At 36.0% G+C, this 16,042-nt stretch carries 15 protein-coding genes and 1 other annotated feature; of the genes, 12 read left to right on the forward strand and 3 right to left on the reverse strand.

What is annotated here, in order from left to right:
• Window positions 1–12: 12 nt before the first annotated feature.
• Both CACET_RS03795 and CACET_RS03800 read left to right on the forward strand, forming a co-directional pair.
• Window positions 13–1,170, forward strand: a complete 1,158-nt coding sequence (locus tag CACET_RS03795) for a double-cubane-cluster-containing anaerobic reductase (RefSeq protein ID WP_044825772.1) — start codon at window positions 13–15, stop codon at window positions 1,168–1,170.
• Between the two features lie 144 nt (window positions 1,171–1,314).
• Window positions 1,315–2,076, forward strand: coding sequence for an acyl-CoA dehydratase activase (locus CACET_RS03800; RefSeq protein WP_044825773.1), 762 nt, complete (start codon window positions 1,315–1,317; stop codon window positions 2,074–2,076).
• Window positions 2,077–2,207: 131 nt separating this feature from the next.
• Here CACET_RS03800 and CACET_RS03805 read toward each other — a convergent pair whose 3' ends face one another.
• On the reverse strand, window positions 2,208–3,920 hold the full coding sequence (locus CACET_RS03805) for an FAD-dependent oxidoreductase (RefSeq protein ID WP_044825774.1): 1,713 nt from the start codon (window positions 3,918–3,920) through the stop codon (window positions 2,208–2,210).
• A gap of 751 nt (window positions 3,921–4,671) precedes the next feature.
• Here CACET_RS03805 and CACET_RS03810 point away from each other — a divergent pair.
• The gene (locus CACET_RS03810) at window positions 4,672–5,358 is read left to right on the forward strand and encodes an anaerobic ribonucleoside-triphosphate reductase activating protein (RefSeq protein ID WP_044825775.1); all 687 of its coding nucleotides are present in this window, start codon (window positions 4,672–4,674) and stop codon (window positions 5,356–5,358) included.
• 118 nt (window positions 5,359–5,476) lie between these two features.
• Window positions 5,477–5,659 (forward strand): hypothetical protein, encoded by a 183-nt coding sequence (locus CACET_RS03815; protein WP_044825776.1) that lies wholly within the window; start codon window positions 5,477–5,479, stop codon window positions 5,657–5,659.
• 46 nt (window positions 5,660–5,705) lie between these two features.
• On the opposite strand, the gene CACET_RS03820 is transcribed toward CACET_RS03815, so the two are convergent.
• Window positions 5,706–6,719 carry an ABC transporter substrate-binding protein gene (locus CACET_RS03820; protein ID WP_044825777.1) on the reverse strand — a complete coding sequence of 338 codons (1,014 nt, stop codon included), beginning with the start codon at window positions 6,717–6,719 and terminating at the stop codon, window positions 5,706–5,708.
• A 143-nt stretch (window positions 6,720–6,862) separates the two neighbouring features.
• On the opposite strand from CACET_RS03820, the gene CACET_RS03825 reads away from it, so the two are divergent.
• From CACET_RS03825 to CACET_RS03840, 4 genes are all read left to right on the forward strand, one after another.
• Complete coding sequence (locus tag CACET_RS03825; RefSeq protein WP_044825778.1) at window positions 6,863–7,183, forward strand: hypothetical protein; 321 nt, start codon at window positions 6,863–6,865, stop codon at window positions 7,181–7,183.
• 384 nt (window positions 7,184–7,567) lie between these two features.
• Window positions 7,568–7,799: a binding site (T-box leader), on the forward strand.
• Between the two features lie 48 nt (window positions 7,800–7,847).
• A complete protein-coding gene (locus CACET_RS03830) occupies window positions 7,848–8,057 on the forward strand; it encodes a hypothetical protein (protein ID WP_044825779.1) in 210 nt (69 codons plus the stop codon).
• A 13-nt stretch (window positions 8,058–8,070) separates the two neighbouring features.
• A complete protein-coding gene (locus CACET_RS03835) occupies window positions 8,071–10,722 on the forward strand; it encodes a valine--tRNA ligase (RefSeq protein WP_144414715.1) in 2,652 nt (883 codons plus the stop codon).
• A gap of 413 nt (window positions 10,723–11,135) precedes the next feature.
• Entirely contained in the window at window positions 11,136–12,431 is a 1,296-nt protein-coding gene (locus CACET_RS03840) for a bifunctional folylpolyglutamate synthase/dihydrofolate synthase (RefSeq protein WP_044825780.1), read from the forward strand.
• Between the two features lie 306 nt (window positions 12,432–12,737).
• On the opposite strand, the gene CACET_RS03845 is transcribed toward CACET_RS03840, so the two are convergent.
• Entirely contained in the window at window positions 12,738–13,265 is a 528-nt protein-coding gene (locus tag CACET_RS03845) for a DUF4364 family protein (protein WP_044825781.1), read from the reverse strand.
• Between the two features lie 188 nt (window positions 13,266–13,453).
• Here CACET_RS03845 and CACET_RS03850 point away from each other — a divergent pair, with 188 nt between their 5' ends.
• Genes CACET_RS03850 through spoVAD form a run of 4 tightly spaced genes read left to right on the forward strand, consistent with a single transcriptional unit; the run spans window position 13,454 to window position 16,033 of the window.
• Window positions 13,454–13,660, forward strand: a complete 207-nt coding sequence (locus CACET_RS03850) for a DUF1657 domain-containing protein (protein WP_044825782.1) — start codon at window positions 13,454–13,456, stop codon at window positions 13,658–13,660.
• Window positions 13,661–13,674: 14 nt separating this feature from the next.
• A complete protein-coding gene (locus CACET_RS03855) occupies window positions 13,675–14,535 on the forward strand; it encodes a DUF421 domain-containing protein (RefSeq protein ID WP_044825783.1) in 861 nt (286 codons plus the stop codon).
• A 13-nt stretch (window positions 14,536–14,548) separates the two neighbouring features.
• Entirely contained in the window at window positions 14,549–15,028 is a 480-nt protein-coding gene (spoVAC, locus tag CACET_RS03860) for a stage V sporulation protein AC (protein ID WP_044825784.1), read from the forward strand.
• A complete protein-coding gene (gene spoVAD / locus CACET_RS03865) occupies window positions 15,029–16,033 on the forward strand; it encodes a stage V sporulation protein AD (RefSeq protein ID WP_044825785.1) in 1,005 nt (334 codons plus the stop codon).
• Window positions 16,034–16,042: the final 9 nt, after the last annotated feature.

Genomic DNA, 16,042 nt, shown 5'->3' on the forward strand with positions numbered 1-16,042 from the left:
GGGGGAATTTATGTGAGGCCAGTACTTATGGAAAAGGTAGAAGAGCTTAGAGGGATCAATGCTGTTAAAATCAAAGAAGCCAGTGAAGCTGGACGCAAGGTAGTAGGAATGTATTGTGTTTTTTCGCCACAGGAAATTGCACTAGCAGCTGGAGCTATTCCTGTAACCCTATGTGGCACCAAGCAAGAACCAATAGAGGATGCAGAAAAAGAATTACCGAGAAATTTATGCCCTCTAATCAAATCAAGCTATGGTTTTGCTATCACAGATAAATGTCCCTACTTTTACTTTGCTGATGTATTGTTGGGAGAAACAACCTGTGACGGGAAGAAAAAAATGTATGAACTAATGGGTAAAATTAAACCTATGCATGTCATGAACCTTCCTCAAACAGCTGATGGAGCAGAGGCTTTGTCTTACTGGAAACAAGAAGTAGTACACTTTAAAGACTTTCTTGAAGAAAAGTTTGGCGTAGAGATTACTGAAGAAAAACTAAGAGCTGCTGTTAAGCTTGCTAATCGAGAGAGAACAGCACTAAAGAAATTACATCAATTAAACGCTCATAAACCAGCACCTCTTACTGGGATGGATATGATGCTGGCTCAATGGTTAAAAGGCTTTAATGTAGACAAAGAAGATGGTATTCAATTGATTGAGGATTTAATTGTTGAAATAGAAGAAAGAATGGCAGAAGGGAAATTTGCTTTTGATAAAAATACTCCTAGAATATTACTAACTGGGGTACCTATTGGAAGTGGGTCTGAGAAAGTATTGAAGATATTAGAAGAGGCGGGAGCCAGTGTAGTAGCTTTAGAAAATTGCACTGGGTATAAAGGGCTGGACATTATGGTGGATGAAGAAAAAGAGCCCATTCTAGCTATAGCAGAAAAATATCTATCAACGCCATGTTCCTGTATGAGTAATAACACTAGAAGGTTAGATTTACTTAAAAGGCTAGCCAAGGAATATCAGGTAGATGCAGTAGTGGATTTAACATGGCAGGCCTGTCACACTTATAATATCGAATCATTTACTGTAAAGAACTTTGTGAAAGATGAATTGAATCTACCCTTCTTACAAATAGAAACCGATTATTCTGATTCGGATATAGGACAAATAAAGGTGAGAGTAGAGGCTTTCTTGGAATCTTTTCTTGAAACAGTAAAGTAATATAGTTTTATCTTGAAAGAGTTTCTTCACAGAAACTCTTTTTTGTAGTAGCGTTTTAGTGTAAAGATATAAATAAGAGAAAATTCATTATGCCTAAAAGACAGCTAAAGTGTTTATTTATCATATTAATAAGGAAGTGAGAAAATGTATACTATAGGGATTGATATTGGTTCGGTAGCTAGCAAGGCAGTGGTGTTTGATGGGGAGAAGGTGATTGCTAAAGTCATACTGCCTACTGGGTGGAGTCCTAAGGAAACTGGCGAGAAAATATTAGAATGCCTGTTGAAGGAAGGGAAGATTGAGAGAGAACAGGTAAAAACCATCACAGGAACAGGCTATGGTCGTATAGCTTTACCTTTTGTAGACAAAAAAGTTACAGAGATTACTTGTCATGGTGTAGGAGCACACTTTTTAGATCCTGAAGTAAGAACGGTTATCGATATAGGGGGACAGGACAGCAAAGTAATTAAACTGGAGGAAAAAGGGAAGGTTATTGATTTTTTGATGAATGATAAATGTGCTGCCGGAACAGGACGGTTTTTGCAGGTAATGGCTCATGCCTTGGAGATCGACATCAGTGAGCTGTCAGAGGTGGCAGAAGGTGCCACGCCTAAAAATATAAATAGTATGTGTACAGTTTTTGCTGAATCGGAGGTAGTGAGTTTGATGGCTGAGGGAGCTTCAAAGGAAAGTATAGCAGCTGGGTTATTGCAATCGGTAGCCAACAAAACCTATTCACTAGTCAGCAAAGTAGGAGTAGAAAATAAGGTTTTCTTTTCTGGAGGTGTTTCAAAAAACTCTTTATTAAAAGAATATCTAGGAGAAAAGTTGGGAGTAGAGATTTATACTTCTGATATGGCACAGTTTATGGGAGCGATAGGGGCTGCAGTGATTGGATATAAGTAAAAAGAGTATCAACAGTACTATCAAAGGTTTCATAGATATTATGAGGCTTTTATTTAAAATTTAAGTATAAAGATACATAACAATAAATTACCCCTTCTGCTTTAATGTTCTACAGCAGAAGGGGATTTTTTTTATTGACAATATGTTTTGGTAACACCTGTGTCCTCTACTTGTTCTACACAAGGGGAAGGTGCATTAGAATGAAATACCGATTGATAGGTTTTAAGACCCCCATCCAAGTTTTTAACCCCATAGCCATGTTGTTTTAAAATTCTAGCTGCTATATATCCCCGTAAACCCACCTGGCAGTAAAGATAGATAGTTTCATCTTTGGGAAGCTCAGAGAGGCGATTTCTAAGTTCACCTAGGGGAATGTGGATAGATCCATGAATAAATCCAGCCTTGCGTTCTGCATCTTCTCTAATATCTACCAATAACCCATGATTTTTAAGAATATCATCCACTTCATGCCACTGGATAGTATCTACTAGGTCCTCCATTAAATTGCTGGCCACAAACCCCAGCATATTTACTGGATCCTTTGCTGAAGAGAAGGGAGGGGCATAGGATAACTCCAAATTTTTTAAGTCTGAGACTTTAAGCCCTGCTATGATGGCAGTAGCCAGTACATCTATACGTTTCTCAACCCCTGTATACCCTACAGCTTGAGCACCAAATATTTGCCCTGTATTTAAATCAAATAGCAGCTTCATAGCAATAGGAAGGGCACTGGGGTAGTATCCTGCATGGGAGCCTGGATGAATATGGAGAGCCTTATACCCAGTACCAAGTTTCTTTAAAACCTTCTCATTGCTACCTGTGGAGGCTACAGTCATATCGAAAACTTTAGCAACAGCAGTTCCTAATGTACCAGGGTATTTTTCTTTTTTGCCACAAATGTTATTCGCTACAATTCTACCTTGTTTATTAGCAGGACCAGCTAGAGGAATAATCGTTGGTATACCATGAATAAAATCATTAACCTCTATAGCATCACCTATAGCGTAAATATAAGGATCGGAGGTTTGAAGATATTGATTTACTTGAATCCCCCCTCTAGTACCTAGTTGTAATCCTGCTGTCTTGGCTAGATGATTTTCAGGAGAAACCCCAATAGAGAAAATGATTAGGTCAGTTTTAATTTCTCTACCACTTTGCAACACAATTTTTTCCCCTTGTTCCTCAAAGGATTTTACACCGTCCTTTAAGATCAGGTCAACGCCTTGACTGATGATATGATTGTGTAAAATACAAGCCATTTCATAATCGATAGGTCCCATCACTTGGTCGGAGGCTTCAATGAGGGTAACCTTTACCCCTCTTTTATGAAGATTTTCTGCCATCTCTACACCAATAAAGCCTCCACCGATAACAACAGCTGATTGAGGTTGTTTTTCCCCAATAAAAGACTTGATTGCATCAGTATCTGGGATATTTCGTAAAGTAAAGAGATTTTTTGTATCTTCCATTCCAGTGATGGGGGGCTTTATTGGATTAGCTCCTGGTGAAAGTACAAGAAAATCATAGGATTCATCATAAGTATGATTGGTGCTTAGATTTTTTATAGTGATGACTTTTTTGTCAGCATCAACTTTTATTACTTCACTCAGATTACGGATATCCATATTGAATCTTTTAGACATTCCTGCTACCGTTTGCACCAATAAAGCATCTCTTTTTTCAATAATCCCACCAACATGATAGGGGAGCCCACAATTGGCAAAAGAAATATGTTCTCCTCTTTCTATCATAATAATTTCTGCATTTTCATCCAGTCTTCTTAGTCTTGCAGCAGCAGAAGCCCCTCCAGCAACACCACCTACAATAATTACTTTTCTTTTCATGATCTCAATCCTCCTCTACATCCCCTACGAAGGGGGTGTATATTCACATGATAGATATTTTTGAGTTAAAAGTCAATCGCTTATCATGAGTTTATTCTCTATACCTCCAATTAACTCTACCATATTCATTTTGAAGCTGTAGGAAGGCATAGGTTGTTGAGCTATATAGATAACCAATTTTATACCTTAACAAAATACGACCTCCTGCGGTTTCAGAAATGAACAATGTTAACAATTCGTTCCAGTGAAAAATCCTAAAATTTGCAAACTCGCTACCGCTCAAACATGCAAATTTCTTTACGGATTTTCCACTTACATGAATTGAACATTGTAGTCATTTCTTGCAAATGCATCCAGTCTGCATTTTGTTAAGCTTTGTAGTTGGTTATCTATAAAATTGGGCATGTATAAAATTGATTCATTAGCGTAAACTTAAGCCATAATTTGTCATCCTGAGGGGAGCAAAGCGGAGTCGAAGGATCTTAGTGTTAGTAAAATTCTTGGCTACTCCAAGATCCTTCGCTACCCTCAGGATGACAGTTCAAGAGAATTTTGGTAATAATTGTACTAAGTTAACGCCTAAAAAAATTGCTTAATAATTATATACCAATATTTTTATAGAATTAACAGATTGTTTTGCTTTTAAAAGTGCAGTTAGAAGAAAAAACTGATAAAATAAGGTGATGACAAAAAAGTATAAAACAACAATTAATATGGATAAAAAATATCAAATAAGTAAGGTGAAAAAATTATGAAGATATTAGGGATGGAGAAGTCCTCTTTTATTGATTATCCTAATAAAGTTGCTACAGTATGTTTTACTCCAGGATGTAACTTTAGATGTGGATATTGCCACAATAGCTATATGGTAAAAGAAGAGGGCGAAGAGATCAGTCAAGAAGAAGTTTTTGCTTTTTTAAGAAAGAGGAAGAAGTTTATTGATGCAGTATGTATTTCGGGTGGAGAACCTACCCTGCAAAAAGGGTTATATGCCTTTATTTTAAAAATAAAGCAGGAAGGGTTTTATGTGAAATTGGATACCAATGGTACAAGTCCTGATACTATAGCATTACTGCTGCAAAACAAATTATTAGATTATATTGCTATGGATATAAAGGCCCCCTTTGACCGATATGAGTTTGTTGCAAGAACAAAAGTAGACATAGAAGCAATAAAAAAGAGTATTACCATCATTAAAAATTCAACGATAGATTATGAATTTAGAACAACAGTATGTAAAGAACTGCATAGTAAAGAGGATATTTTAGAAATTGCTGCATACTTAAAGGGAAGTAAGGCCTATTTTATTCAAAACTTTAGAGATGGAGAAACTGTGCTAATAGGAAAAAACCAATTTCATCCACAGGATATAAAAGTTCTGGAGGAAATAGAGAAGGAAATACGAGGCTACTTTGAAAGTTTTAAAATTAGAAAGTAATTTTTAAAAGAGTTTTTGCAATAATAGACTTATAGATAGATCATTAGCGTTAACTTAAACTATAATTTGTCATCCTGAGGGGAGCAAAGCGGAGTCGAAGGATCTTAGTATTAGTAAAATGACAGCTCAAGAGAATTTTGGTAATAATTGTGTTAAGTTAACGCCTATGATAGATAGATTGGTTACCGAGGTGATTACGATGACAAACTCCTTAATCATGTTTTATAGTACTGTTGCTATTATTGCAGGGTTTTCGATTTTTGGCTATTTATTATGGGGAATAATGAAAAGAAAAAGATGATAAATTAATTGTATCCACCTATATTTTTTAGGCGGATACAATTAATTTATTTTATGTTATTCATTGCTGCTTCAGCAAAATCAGTGACAACAATGTCTTCATAATTTATTCTGGCATTTAGTTCTCCAGCTTCTATCATAACATCTTGAAGTCTGGTTAATCCTTCCTCTGTTAAGACTGGATTAGGTGCCCATGCACCGATAGAACGATATCTCTCTACAACACTAACTAGAATATCTAAATCAGCGTCTATGAAGTGGGGTTGTAGAGATTTTGCTACCTCTTCAGCACTATGGTTCTCCACCCATAACATGCCTTTATAGACAGCATTTGTAAATTTCTGGATAATTTCAGGGTTTTCTTCTATATAACTTTGCTTAGCACTGTAAGCTGTATAAGGAATGTAGCCACTTTCTTCTCCTACAGAAGCTACAACAAAGCCTCTACCTTCTTTTTCAATGAGAGAAGCGGTAGGTTCAAATAATGTTGTATAATCCCCCTCACCACCAGCAAAAGCTCCAGCCATAACGCCAAATTGAATATCGGTTCGTACATTTAAGTCTACACCTGGTACAAGACCTTGCTGTTTAAGTACGTATTCTAGAGTCATGTTAGGCATACCGCCTTTACGACCACCTAAAATTTCTTTTCCTCGTAGTTCCTCAAAAGTAAAGTTTGGATTCGGTTCCCGTGCAACAATAAAGGAGCCATCTCTTTGAGTTAATTGAGCAAAATTAACTACATAATCATCTTTACCTTGGTTGAATACATAGATGGATGCTTCTGGTCCCATAAAACCAATTTCCACTTGGTCACTGAGTACAGATGCCATTACCTTGTCAGCACCTTTACCATCAATTAATTCTACTTCCAATCCTTCCTCTTCGAAGAAGCCTTCTGTAATAGCGATGTACTGAGGTGCATAGAATACAGAGTGGGTTACCTCCATAACAGAGATCTTTGTTAATTCTGATGATTTAGTACTGCTACAACCTGATAAAAATATAGCAGAAACCATAAGAATTACAAGAAAAACACTGGTGATTTTTAAATACTTCACTTAAAATCCCTCCATTTATATTTAAAAGTACTATCTATATACAGTATATTCCTTAGGTGTAAAAGTGTGTTACTGTTAACAAAATAAGTATAGGATACCAGCAACACACATAAAATTTAAATATAGATAATGGAGGGATGAGTATGTCTTTAAATATAAAAATATGTACTAGCAAAAATAGATACGGCTATGTTCGAGGAGAAGTCGATCATTTTTATTGGTATGCTCTAGTACATCGTGAAGAAGTAGATTTTGGCATTAATCCTAACAATTTAACAGCAGGGAATGGTAGGGTATCCAGACTATGTGTTTACAAAGATATACCCATGTACAATTACACAAAACGTTTAATTTATGCAAACTATAAGAGGGAGTGGGAAGTGCTTAACAGCAGTTATGAAGAAATGATTCGAAATTTAGTAGAATATTTAGATAGAAGATATTCTATCAGACTGGTAAAGTAAAAAAGAATAGGGTTTTATAGAAAAACATCTCAATAGTACATAGATTTTATGATTTTAAGACTTTATAGATGGTTATAATATATAGATGTGTGTCCCTAAATTTTAATATACTAAGGGCTACATGTGAAGCCCACAACCATAATTTATCATCCTGAGTGGAGTAAAGCGGAGTCGAAGGATCTTAGTGTTAGCAGAATTCTTTGTTATTCCAAGATCCTTCGCTATGCTCAGGATGATATTTAGAGAGAAATTTGGTGATAATTATATTAAGTTAACGCCTATGATAAGTGTACATCTATAAAAAAGTCCCTTGACAAATCTGATGAATTAGTTATAATAAAACTGATTTCTAAAAAAATTTGTTGTTTATTGCAATTTAATAGGAAAAATGCTGTGAAAAAGAGGAGTAAATAATTAACTCTAAAGAGAGAAAAACCCCTAGGCTGGAAGGTTTTTTAGAGCCATAATTATTGAAGGTAGCTTTGGAGCTTCTGTACTGAAGTGATAGTAGGTGCAGACGGTTTGAAACCGTTATATAAAGTAAGCGTCTATTTTAGCATATCATGCTAAAATAGAAATTAAGGTGGTACCGCGAAAAAGAAACTTCGTCCTTATTTTGAGGATGAAGTTTTTTTATTTGTTCAGTATTGGGGGGGATAGAGATATGTTTCGCTTTGGACTGATTTTACTGCTAATAGGAGCTATTTTTGTATATGCTACAGCCATGATTAGTAGAGTTTTAAAGATAACCACTGTAAAAGGAATTTTGATGCTAAAAGTTAGTGGATTGGTACTTGCTATTTTAGGAGCAGTGTTGTTGTTTCTAAACGAAATTCCTGACAAATTACAGTTCTTACAGATTATAAGATTCTAAGGAGGAAATACCAATGATAAACAATTTACCTAAAAATTATGACCCAAAAGCTTTTGAAGATCATATTTATCAGTATTGGATGGAAAAGGATTACTTTAAAGCAGAGGTAAATCCTCAAAAAGATCCTTATTGTATTGTATTACCCCCACCAAACATTACAGGACAGTTACACTTAGGACATGCCCTAGACCATACTCTGCAAGATGTTCTAATTCGTTTTAAAAGAATGCAGGGCTTTGAAACCCTATGGCAGCCGGGCACAGACCATGCTAGTATCGCAACAGAAGTGAAGGTAGTAGAAAAAATTAGAAATGAAGAAGGTTTAACAAAGCAAGATTTAGGCAGAGAAGAGTTTCTAAAAAGGGCATGGCAGTGGAGAGATGAGTATGGCAGGGTAATTGTAGAACAGATGAAAAGATTGGGTAACTCCTGTGACTGGTCAAGAGAAAGATTTACTATGGATCAAGGCTGCAATGATGCTGTAACAGAAGTGTTTATCCAATTATATGAAAAAGGATTGATTTATCGAGGAAATAGGATTATTAACTGGTGCCCAGAATGTAAAACTTCTCTTTCGGATGCAGAGGTTGAACATGAAGAAAAAGAAGGACATTTCTGGCATATTAAATATCCTATTAAGGACAGTGATGAATTTTTAGAAATTGCCACCACTAGACCTGAAACTATGTTAGGAGATACTGCTATTGCTGTAAATCCTGAGGATGATCGCTACAAACACTTGATTGGAAAAACTGCTGTATTACCATTGATGAATAGAGAGATACCTATTGTGGCGGACGACTATGTAGATCCCGAGTTTGGAACAGGGGCCGTAAAGATCACACCTGCACATGACCCTAATGACTTTGAGATTGGGTTAAGACATGATCTTCCTCAAATTGTTGTTATGAAGGAAGATGCTACTATCAATGCTAAGGGCGGTAAGTATGAAGGCTTAGCAAGGTATGAAGCTAGAAAACAGATTGTCAAGGATTTAGAAGAGTTGGGACTACTAGTACACGCTAAAGAAAGAAGTCACAGTGTTGGACAATGCTATCGTTGTGATACTGTGGTGGAGCCTATGACTTCAGACCAGTGGTTTGTGAAGATGGAGCCTTTAGCAGGGCCAGCTATTGAGGCTGTAAAAAGTAGTGAAATTAAATTTATTCCTCAACGTTTTGATAAAATTTATCTCCACTGGTTAGAAAATATCAAGGACTGGTGTATTTCAAGACAATTGTGGTGGGGACATCGTATACCTGCTTATTATTGTGAAGATTGTGGAGAAATGATAGTATCAAAAGAAGCACCGACAAGCTGTAATAAGTGTCAAAGCAGTAGTATGAAACAGGATGAAGACGTGCTAGATACATGGTTTAGCTCAGCCCTATGGCCTTTTTCTACGCTAGGATGGCCAGATAAGGCAAAAGAATTAGAATACTTTTATCCTACGGATGTATTAGTAACAGGCTATGATATCATTTTCTTCTGGGTTGTGCGTATGGCCTTCTCGGGAATTGAATTCATGAAGGAGGTTCCCTTCAAACATGTATTTGTACATGGCTTAGTGAGAGATGCTCAAGGTAGAAAGATGAGCAAATCATTAGGAAATGGTGTAGATCCGTTAGAGATTATTGATCAGTACGGAGCAGATGCCCTTAGATATACCTTAGTTACTGGTAATTCCCCAGGAAATGACATTCGTTTCCATATGGAAAGACTAGAGGCTAGCAGAAATTTTGCTAATAAACTGTGGAATGCCACAAGATTTGTATTGATGAATTTAGAGGAAGAAGAAATATCCCTTCATCAGGTACAAGATCATTTAAATATAGCAGATCAATGGATCGTGTCTCGTTTAAATGAAGTTACCAAAGAAGTAACGGAAAATATGGAGAAGTTTGAGCTAGGTCTGGCTCTGCAAAAAACCTATGACTTTATTTGGAGTGAATATTGCGATTGGTATATTGAATTGGCGAAAAATAGACTATATGGCGAAGATGCTGATAAAAAGAAAGCTGCTCAATATACGCTTACTTATGTACTAGAAAGTATACTGAAACTATTACATCCTTTTATGCCTTTTATTACAGAGGAAATATGGCAAAGTATACCTAATTTTAAAGACAGTGCCATCACAGCACCTTGGCCGAAATATAAGGAAGAAGAGAAAAACCCTGCAGCAGAAGAAAAGATGAACTTGATCATGGAGGCTATAAAAAATATTAGAAACTTAAGGGCAGAAATGAATGTAGCTCCTTCAAGAAAAGCCAAACTGCTGGTATGGACACCTAAAGAGGAAGTGAAAACTATCATCCAAGAAGGAGAACAGTACTTTGTGGCACTGGCAGGGATATCAGAGATTCAGTTTGTAAATAACAAAGACGAAGTTCCTTCTGATGCTGTTTCCACTGTAGTACAGGGAGGAGAATTGTTTTTACCTTTAGAAGATTTAATTGATATTGCAAAAGAGATAGAAAGACTTCAGAAGGAGAAGGTCAAGCTAGAGGGAGAAATAAAAAGGGTGAAGGGAAAACTTTCAAATGAAGGCTTCACTAAGAAAGCTCCTGCCCACTTAATTGAGGAAGAACGACAAAAAGGAGCAAAGTACGAAGAAATGCTACAGACGGTACTAGACAGAATAGAAATATTAAACAAAAAATAGTGACTAGGTAAATTTACCTAGAGAAGGATCAATATGGAAAAATCAGGTAGAGCATTACCTCTACCTGATTTAAAAGCTGCTTAATAAAAATTGATGATTTAACCTATTAAAATCTTTAATACATAAGCGTTAACTTAATACAATTATTTCCACAATTCTGAGGAACTGTCGTCCTGAGTGTAGCGAAGAGTCTTGGAATAACGAGGAATTGTGCTAATACTAAGAATTTTCGACTCCGCTTTGCTTCCCTTAGGATGATAAACTATGGTTTAAGTCAACGCTAATGATATTTAATAAAAATTATGATAGTTATGTTAAAATAATAACTAAGTTGTTGACACCAAGGTTTTTTCTGCTATGATGAAATTATGTAGGTCCGCATAAGAAATATACTTTAAGAATGGAGTGGGGAGATGAATTATCAAGAGGCAATAGAGTATATCCATGGCACGTACAAATTTGGTAGTAAACTAGGATTGGAAAATATTAAATATCTATTAGACTTATTGGGGAATCCTCAAAAGGAACTGAAGGTGATCCATGTAGCAGGAACCAATGGTAAAGGTTCAACTTCTTCCTTTATAAATGGCGTTTTAAAAACTTCAGGTTATAAGGTAGGGCTATATACTTCTCCCTACATAGAAGAATTTACAGAGAGAATGCAGATTAATGGAGAAAAGATTGATAAACAACGGTTGGCAGAGGTTACTACAATTGTTAAGGCAAAAATAGAGCAAATGTTATCAGAAGGAAAAAATCATCCTACGGAATTTGAAGTTGGGACAGCCATTGCATTAGTATATTTTGCTGAAGAAAAGGTGGATTACACCATACTAGAAGTAGGTATGGGAGGACGATTAGACGCTACAAATATTATAGAAAATCCTCTGTTGTCCATTATAACCCCTATAGATTACGATCATATGGAGCATTTAGGTGATACCCTTGGAAAAATTGCCTTTGAGAAGGCTGGTATTATCAAAGAAAATAACTTTGTAGTTTCTTATCCTCAAAGAGAAGAGGCAATGGAAGTTGTAAAGCAGGTGGCTAAAGAAAAAAATAGCCAGTTGTTTGTGGTAAACTATGATACATTGAAGATCCATCATAGTGCTATTGAAGAACAGCAATTTTCCGTAGAAATACTAGGAAAAAAATATGAGGATGTAGTAATAACCCTAGCAGGACCTCATCAAGTATACAACTGTTGTACAGCTTTAACAGCAATAGAGGTGCTAAAGGCCCATAGAAATATAGAAATTAGCGATGAAGCAATTTATCAAGGGTTAAAAAATACAAAATGGATAGGAAGATTAGAGATATTAGGCAAAAACCCCCTAACCATCATTGATGGAGCTCATAACCTACAGGGAGCTACAGCTTTAAAACATAGTGTGGAGACGCTATTGGAAGGTAAAAAAGTTACTTTGGTAGTGGCTATGTTAGGCGATAAAGATGTTCAAGGGGTTTTGAGTAGTCTCATACCGCTTATGGATAAAATAGTTGTTACTAAGCCAAATAACCCTAGAGCGATGGCAGCAGATGACTTGGCTAAAGAATTGGTAAGCTATGGAAAAGATATGTATATATGCAAAACTATTAAAGAGGCAGTAAAAAAAGCTCATGAAGTGACAGAAGCTTCAGATGTTATTCTTTTCGCTGGATCTTTATATATGATTGGGGAAGCAAGAACAATATTAACAAGTAAGTAGTAGAAATTTTTTTATAAGTCTATTGACAAACAAGTAGGTATATGATATTCTGTATACAGACATAGGTCAAAAACACTTCCAAAATAAGTCATGAAGGCTTATTACAAAATCATGAAACGTATATAAGTCATGTAACTATTGAAGTATAAGTATGTTACAAAAGATAAGGTCATGAAGGTCTATATTTGGAAGGAACCAAATATTCCTTATGACCTTTTTTAAATCGTCAGCATATCCCCTTAATCAACATATAAAAAAAAATGTTGTTATCCCCTAATAAAAATAGGATTAAGGGGTTTTTTTTATTTACAGGGAAAGTAACTTCATTAATTCGCTATAAAGTGCTTTAGGGTTTCTTTTCCAATTGGAGCATATGTTTTTTGCTTGTTCTTCTTGAAGTACGTTTAGTTTTAAGTCAATAATAGACATGTTGTTCTCTGCCATTGTTAGTCTAATAGCGTATTTATTCTCTTCAAGCTTGAGGTAATCTCCTCGAATCTCCATCTTAGCCTGTTGTTTTTCTTTTTGTATACGAACGTAAGTATGAATCTCTTTTTTTTGATTTTTAGGAATACGGTTGATAAAGTAGTTTAATGTATTTTTCCCTTTATTCGTGATGGAAAATAACTGACTATGACTTTTCTCTTCTTCAGAAACAAAATCCGCCTCCTTCAACTCCGATAAGAACTGTTGCAACATAAAATAGTTCATAATATCGTTTTCTAAAATGAACTGAGTAATTAGAGAATTTGTTAAAGAACCTTCTGCTTGATCTAGTATATAGAGTAAAAGCAGCTTTTTTTCTGCTAGTTGTTCAGGTGTATCCACAAACATTTTTATGTACCTCCTTCATAAAGTTTCCTAATACTATATTACTGCATTTATCTAAATTTTAAAAGGACAAATAAAAACTTAAAAAATATTTTTCCTATGTATGAAGAAAGGGATTTTAGAAGAAAATAGTTTTATAGCTCTAAAGTAAAAACTGGTTCGATATATACGCTTATAGGAGGTTATTGACGATGACGGTTGGGTCACAAGTAAAGCAAACTTTAGCTACACTAAAAGGAACGCAGGGTACGCTGAGGACTTATTCGCTGCAATGTCAGCATGAAGAAGAAAAAAAAGTTTATGAAGAAGCACTAAAAACAACCAATGAAATTATAAAGGATTTGGAAAATAGATTAAAAATATTGGAGTTTGAAGAATCTCAATTTAAAGGCTATTAGATGGGGTGAAATATATGAAGGATTGGGTGGAAATACTGTTAAGATCAATAGGATTATTTTTTTTGGTTTTTTTATTTGTGAGGATTATGGGCAAGAGAAACCCTGGAAAAATGACGACATTTCAGCTTGTAAATTACATAGTAATTGCTGTACTGACTGCTCTTACTTCGGTAAAAATAATTACAAATATCCGACTGGGCTTAATTGCACTGGCGGTTTGGACCTTATTGCCCATGTTAATTGATTTTCTAACGGTAAAAAGTAAAGTGGTCCATGACTTTATTTATGGAAAAGAAACAATTCTTATAAAAAAAGGAAAAGTTATGGAGGAGAATTTAAAAAAGGCAAAATTAACAGGAGAAGAATTAATCAGCCAGTTGCGGGCTAAAAACGCTTTTAGTCTGGCAGACGTTGAGTTTGCGGTTTTAGAAACAACTGGTGAGGTAAATGTTGTAATGAAATCCGATAAAAAACCCATTACAGCCCATGATCTGGAAAGAAAAGTAGCACCACAGACAGAGCCTCAGACGATTATCTTAGATGGAAATATTTTACACGATGCACTAAACGAGTTGGGATTAAATGAAGGTTGGCTTAAAACACAGTTAAAGGGAATGGGGATAGACTTAACCAATGTGTTTATTGGTCAAGTAAATAGCAGCGGGGATTTATATGTAGATTTATTTGATGATATGATTCAGTTGCCTCAACCAAGTGTTAAGGAGGCACTATATGCTAGTATAGAAAAAAGTCAAGCAGATTTCATGAAATATGCCTTGGAAACAAAAGATGAAAAGGCAAAAAAAATGTATGGTCAACATGCAGAAGATTTACAAGCATTGATGAAAAAATTGCAACCCTACTTATTACGTTAGAAGGTGATGAAAAATGTCTAGACAAAAATATAAGAAGCTAACGCCTACACAGCAACAATATCAAATTTTTGCTAAAGATAGAGAACCAAAACGTCCTGCCCTTAAAAATTGCGTAAGAGCATTTTTAGTAGGGGGGACTATATGTACCATCGGTCAAGCATTGCAAATGATGTATATAAAATATTTCAATTTTACCGAAACAACAGCCGGTAACCCTACAGTAGCTACACTGATCATTATCTCGGTTCTATTAACCTCATTAGGGGTATATGATCATATGGCACAATGGGCTGGAGCTGGAACAGCAGTGCCCGTCACAGGTTTTGCCAATACTGTTACTTCTGCTGCTATTGAACATCGCAGTGAGGGTTTTGTATTAGGTGTAGGAGGAAATATGTTTAAAATCGCAGGGCCTGTTATTACATATGGTGTAGTTTCAGCGTTTATAGTGGCTCTTATAAAAATTATCATAAAAGAATTAGGTGGGATATAAATGCTTAAAGGACATCAATCTTGGATTTTTGAATCAAAACCTTTTATTAAAGCATCGGCAGCTGTTGGAGGTCCCTTCGAGGCGCAAGGGGCTCTCTCCGAGGACTTTGATACCTTACACGCTGATATATGGTTAGGACAAGATAGCTTTGAGAAGGCAGAAAAAAAGCTGTTGGAAGAAGCCTGTCAAAAAGCTATTGATAAGGCAGGGATGAAAAAAGAAGATATTCAGTTTTTCTTAAGCGGTGACTTAATGAATCAAATTATTTCCAGTAGTTTTGCAGCTAGAACTTTGGGAGTGCCCTACTTAGGAGTTTTTGGGGCCTGTTCAAGTTCTATGGAAGGATTAGCCCTTGCCAGTATGATGGTGGACAGTAAATTTGCTAAAAATGCTTTAGCGGCTGCTTCAAGTCACAATGCAGCGGCAGAAAAACAATTTCGCTATCCAACAGAATATGGTGCTCAAAAACCACCAACAGCTCAATGGACTGTGACAGGAGCAGGAGCCGCCGTAGTGGCAGCAGAAGGTGAAGGCGGTCCTAGAGTTGTAGCTGCTACCATAGGAAGGGTCATTGATATGGGTATATCAGATCCTTTTAATATGGGAGCAGCTATGGCACCGGCAGCAGTGGATACGATAGAAGCACACTTTAGGGATCTAAACATTGATCCTTCCCATTATGATCTTATTGCTACTGGGGACCTAGGAGCAGTGGGTCATCGTATAGCAGGAGACTTACTGATTGAGCATGGAATGAAGATACCGAAAGAGATTTTTACTGATTGTGGGTTGTTAATTTATAGACAAGAACAGCCTGTTTTTGCAGGAGCTAGTGGATGTGGTTGCTCTGCCACAGTAACCTACGGACATTTTATGAACCGCATGAGAAAAGGAGAATTGAAGAAAATTTTAATTGTTGCTACTGGTGCCTTGATGTCTCCTATGTCCTATCAACAAAAAGAAAGCATACCCTGTATAGCTCATGCAGTGGCCATTGAAGTATAGGAGGTGAAG

It is taken from the genome of Clostridium aceticum, assembly GCF_001042715.1.
GTDB lineage: Bacteria > Bacillota > Clostridia > Peptostreptococcales > Natronincolaceae > Andreesenella > Andreesenella acetica.

Bases quoted from the DNA above. Each gene is read 5' to 3' on its own strand.
- CACET_RS03800 (WP_044825773.1), top strand. From the start codon at position 1,315: ATGTATACTATAGGGATTGATATTGGTTCGGTAGCTAGCAAGGCAGTG.
- CACET_RS03805 (WP_044825774.1), bottom strand. From the start codon at position 3,920: ATGAAAAGAAAAGTAATTATTGTAGGTGGTGTTGCTGGAGGGGCTTCT.
- CACET_RS03810 (WP_044825775.1), top strand. From the start codon at position 4,672: ATGAAGATATTAGGGATGGAGAAGTCCTCTTTTATTGATTATCCTAAT.
- CACET_RS03815 (WP_044825776.1), top strand. From the start codon at position 5,477: ATGACAGCTCAAGAGAATTTTGGTAATAATTGTGTTAAGTTAACGCCT.
- CACET_RS03825 (WP_044825778.1), top strand. From the start codon at position 6,863: ATGTCTTTAAATATAAAAATATGTACTAGCAAAAATAGATACGGCTAT.
- CACET_RS03830 (WP_044825779.1), top strand. From the start codon at position 7,848: ATGTTTCGCTTTGGACTGATTTTACTGCTAATAGGAGCTATTTTTGTA.
- CACET_RS03835 (WP_144414715.1), top strand. From the start codon at position 8,071: ATGATAAACAATTTACCTAAAAATTATGACCCAAAAGCTTTTGAAGAT.
- CACET_RS03840 (WP_044825780.1), top strand. From the start codon at position 11,136: ATGAATTATCAAGAGGCAATAGAGTATATCCATGGCACGTACAAATTT.
- CACET_RS03845 (WP_044825781.1), bottom strand. From the start codon at position 13,265: ATGTTTGTGGATACACCTGAACAACTAGCAGAAAAAAAGCTGCTTTTA.
- CACET_RS03850 (WP_044825782.1), top strand. From the start codon at position 13,454: ATGACGGTTGGGTCACAAGTAAAGCAAACTTTAGCTACACTAAAAGGA.
- CACET_RS03855 (WP_044825783.1), top strand. From the start codon at position 13,675: ATGAAGGATTGGGTGGAAATACTGTTAAGATCAATAGGATTATTTTTT.
- spoVAC (WP_044825784.1), top strand. From the start codon at position 14,549: ATGTCTAGACAAAAATATAAGAAGCTAACGCCTACACAGCAACAATAT.
- spoVAD (WP_044825785.1), top strand. From the start codon at position 15,029: ATGCTTAAAGGACATCAATCTTGGATTTTTGAATCAAAACCTTTTATT.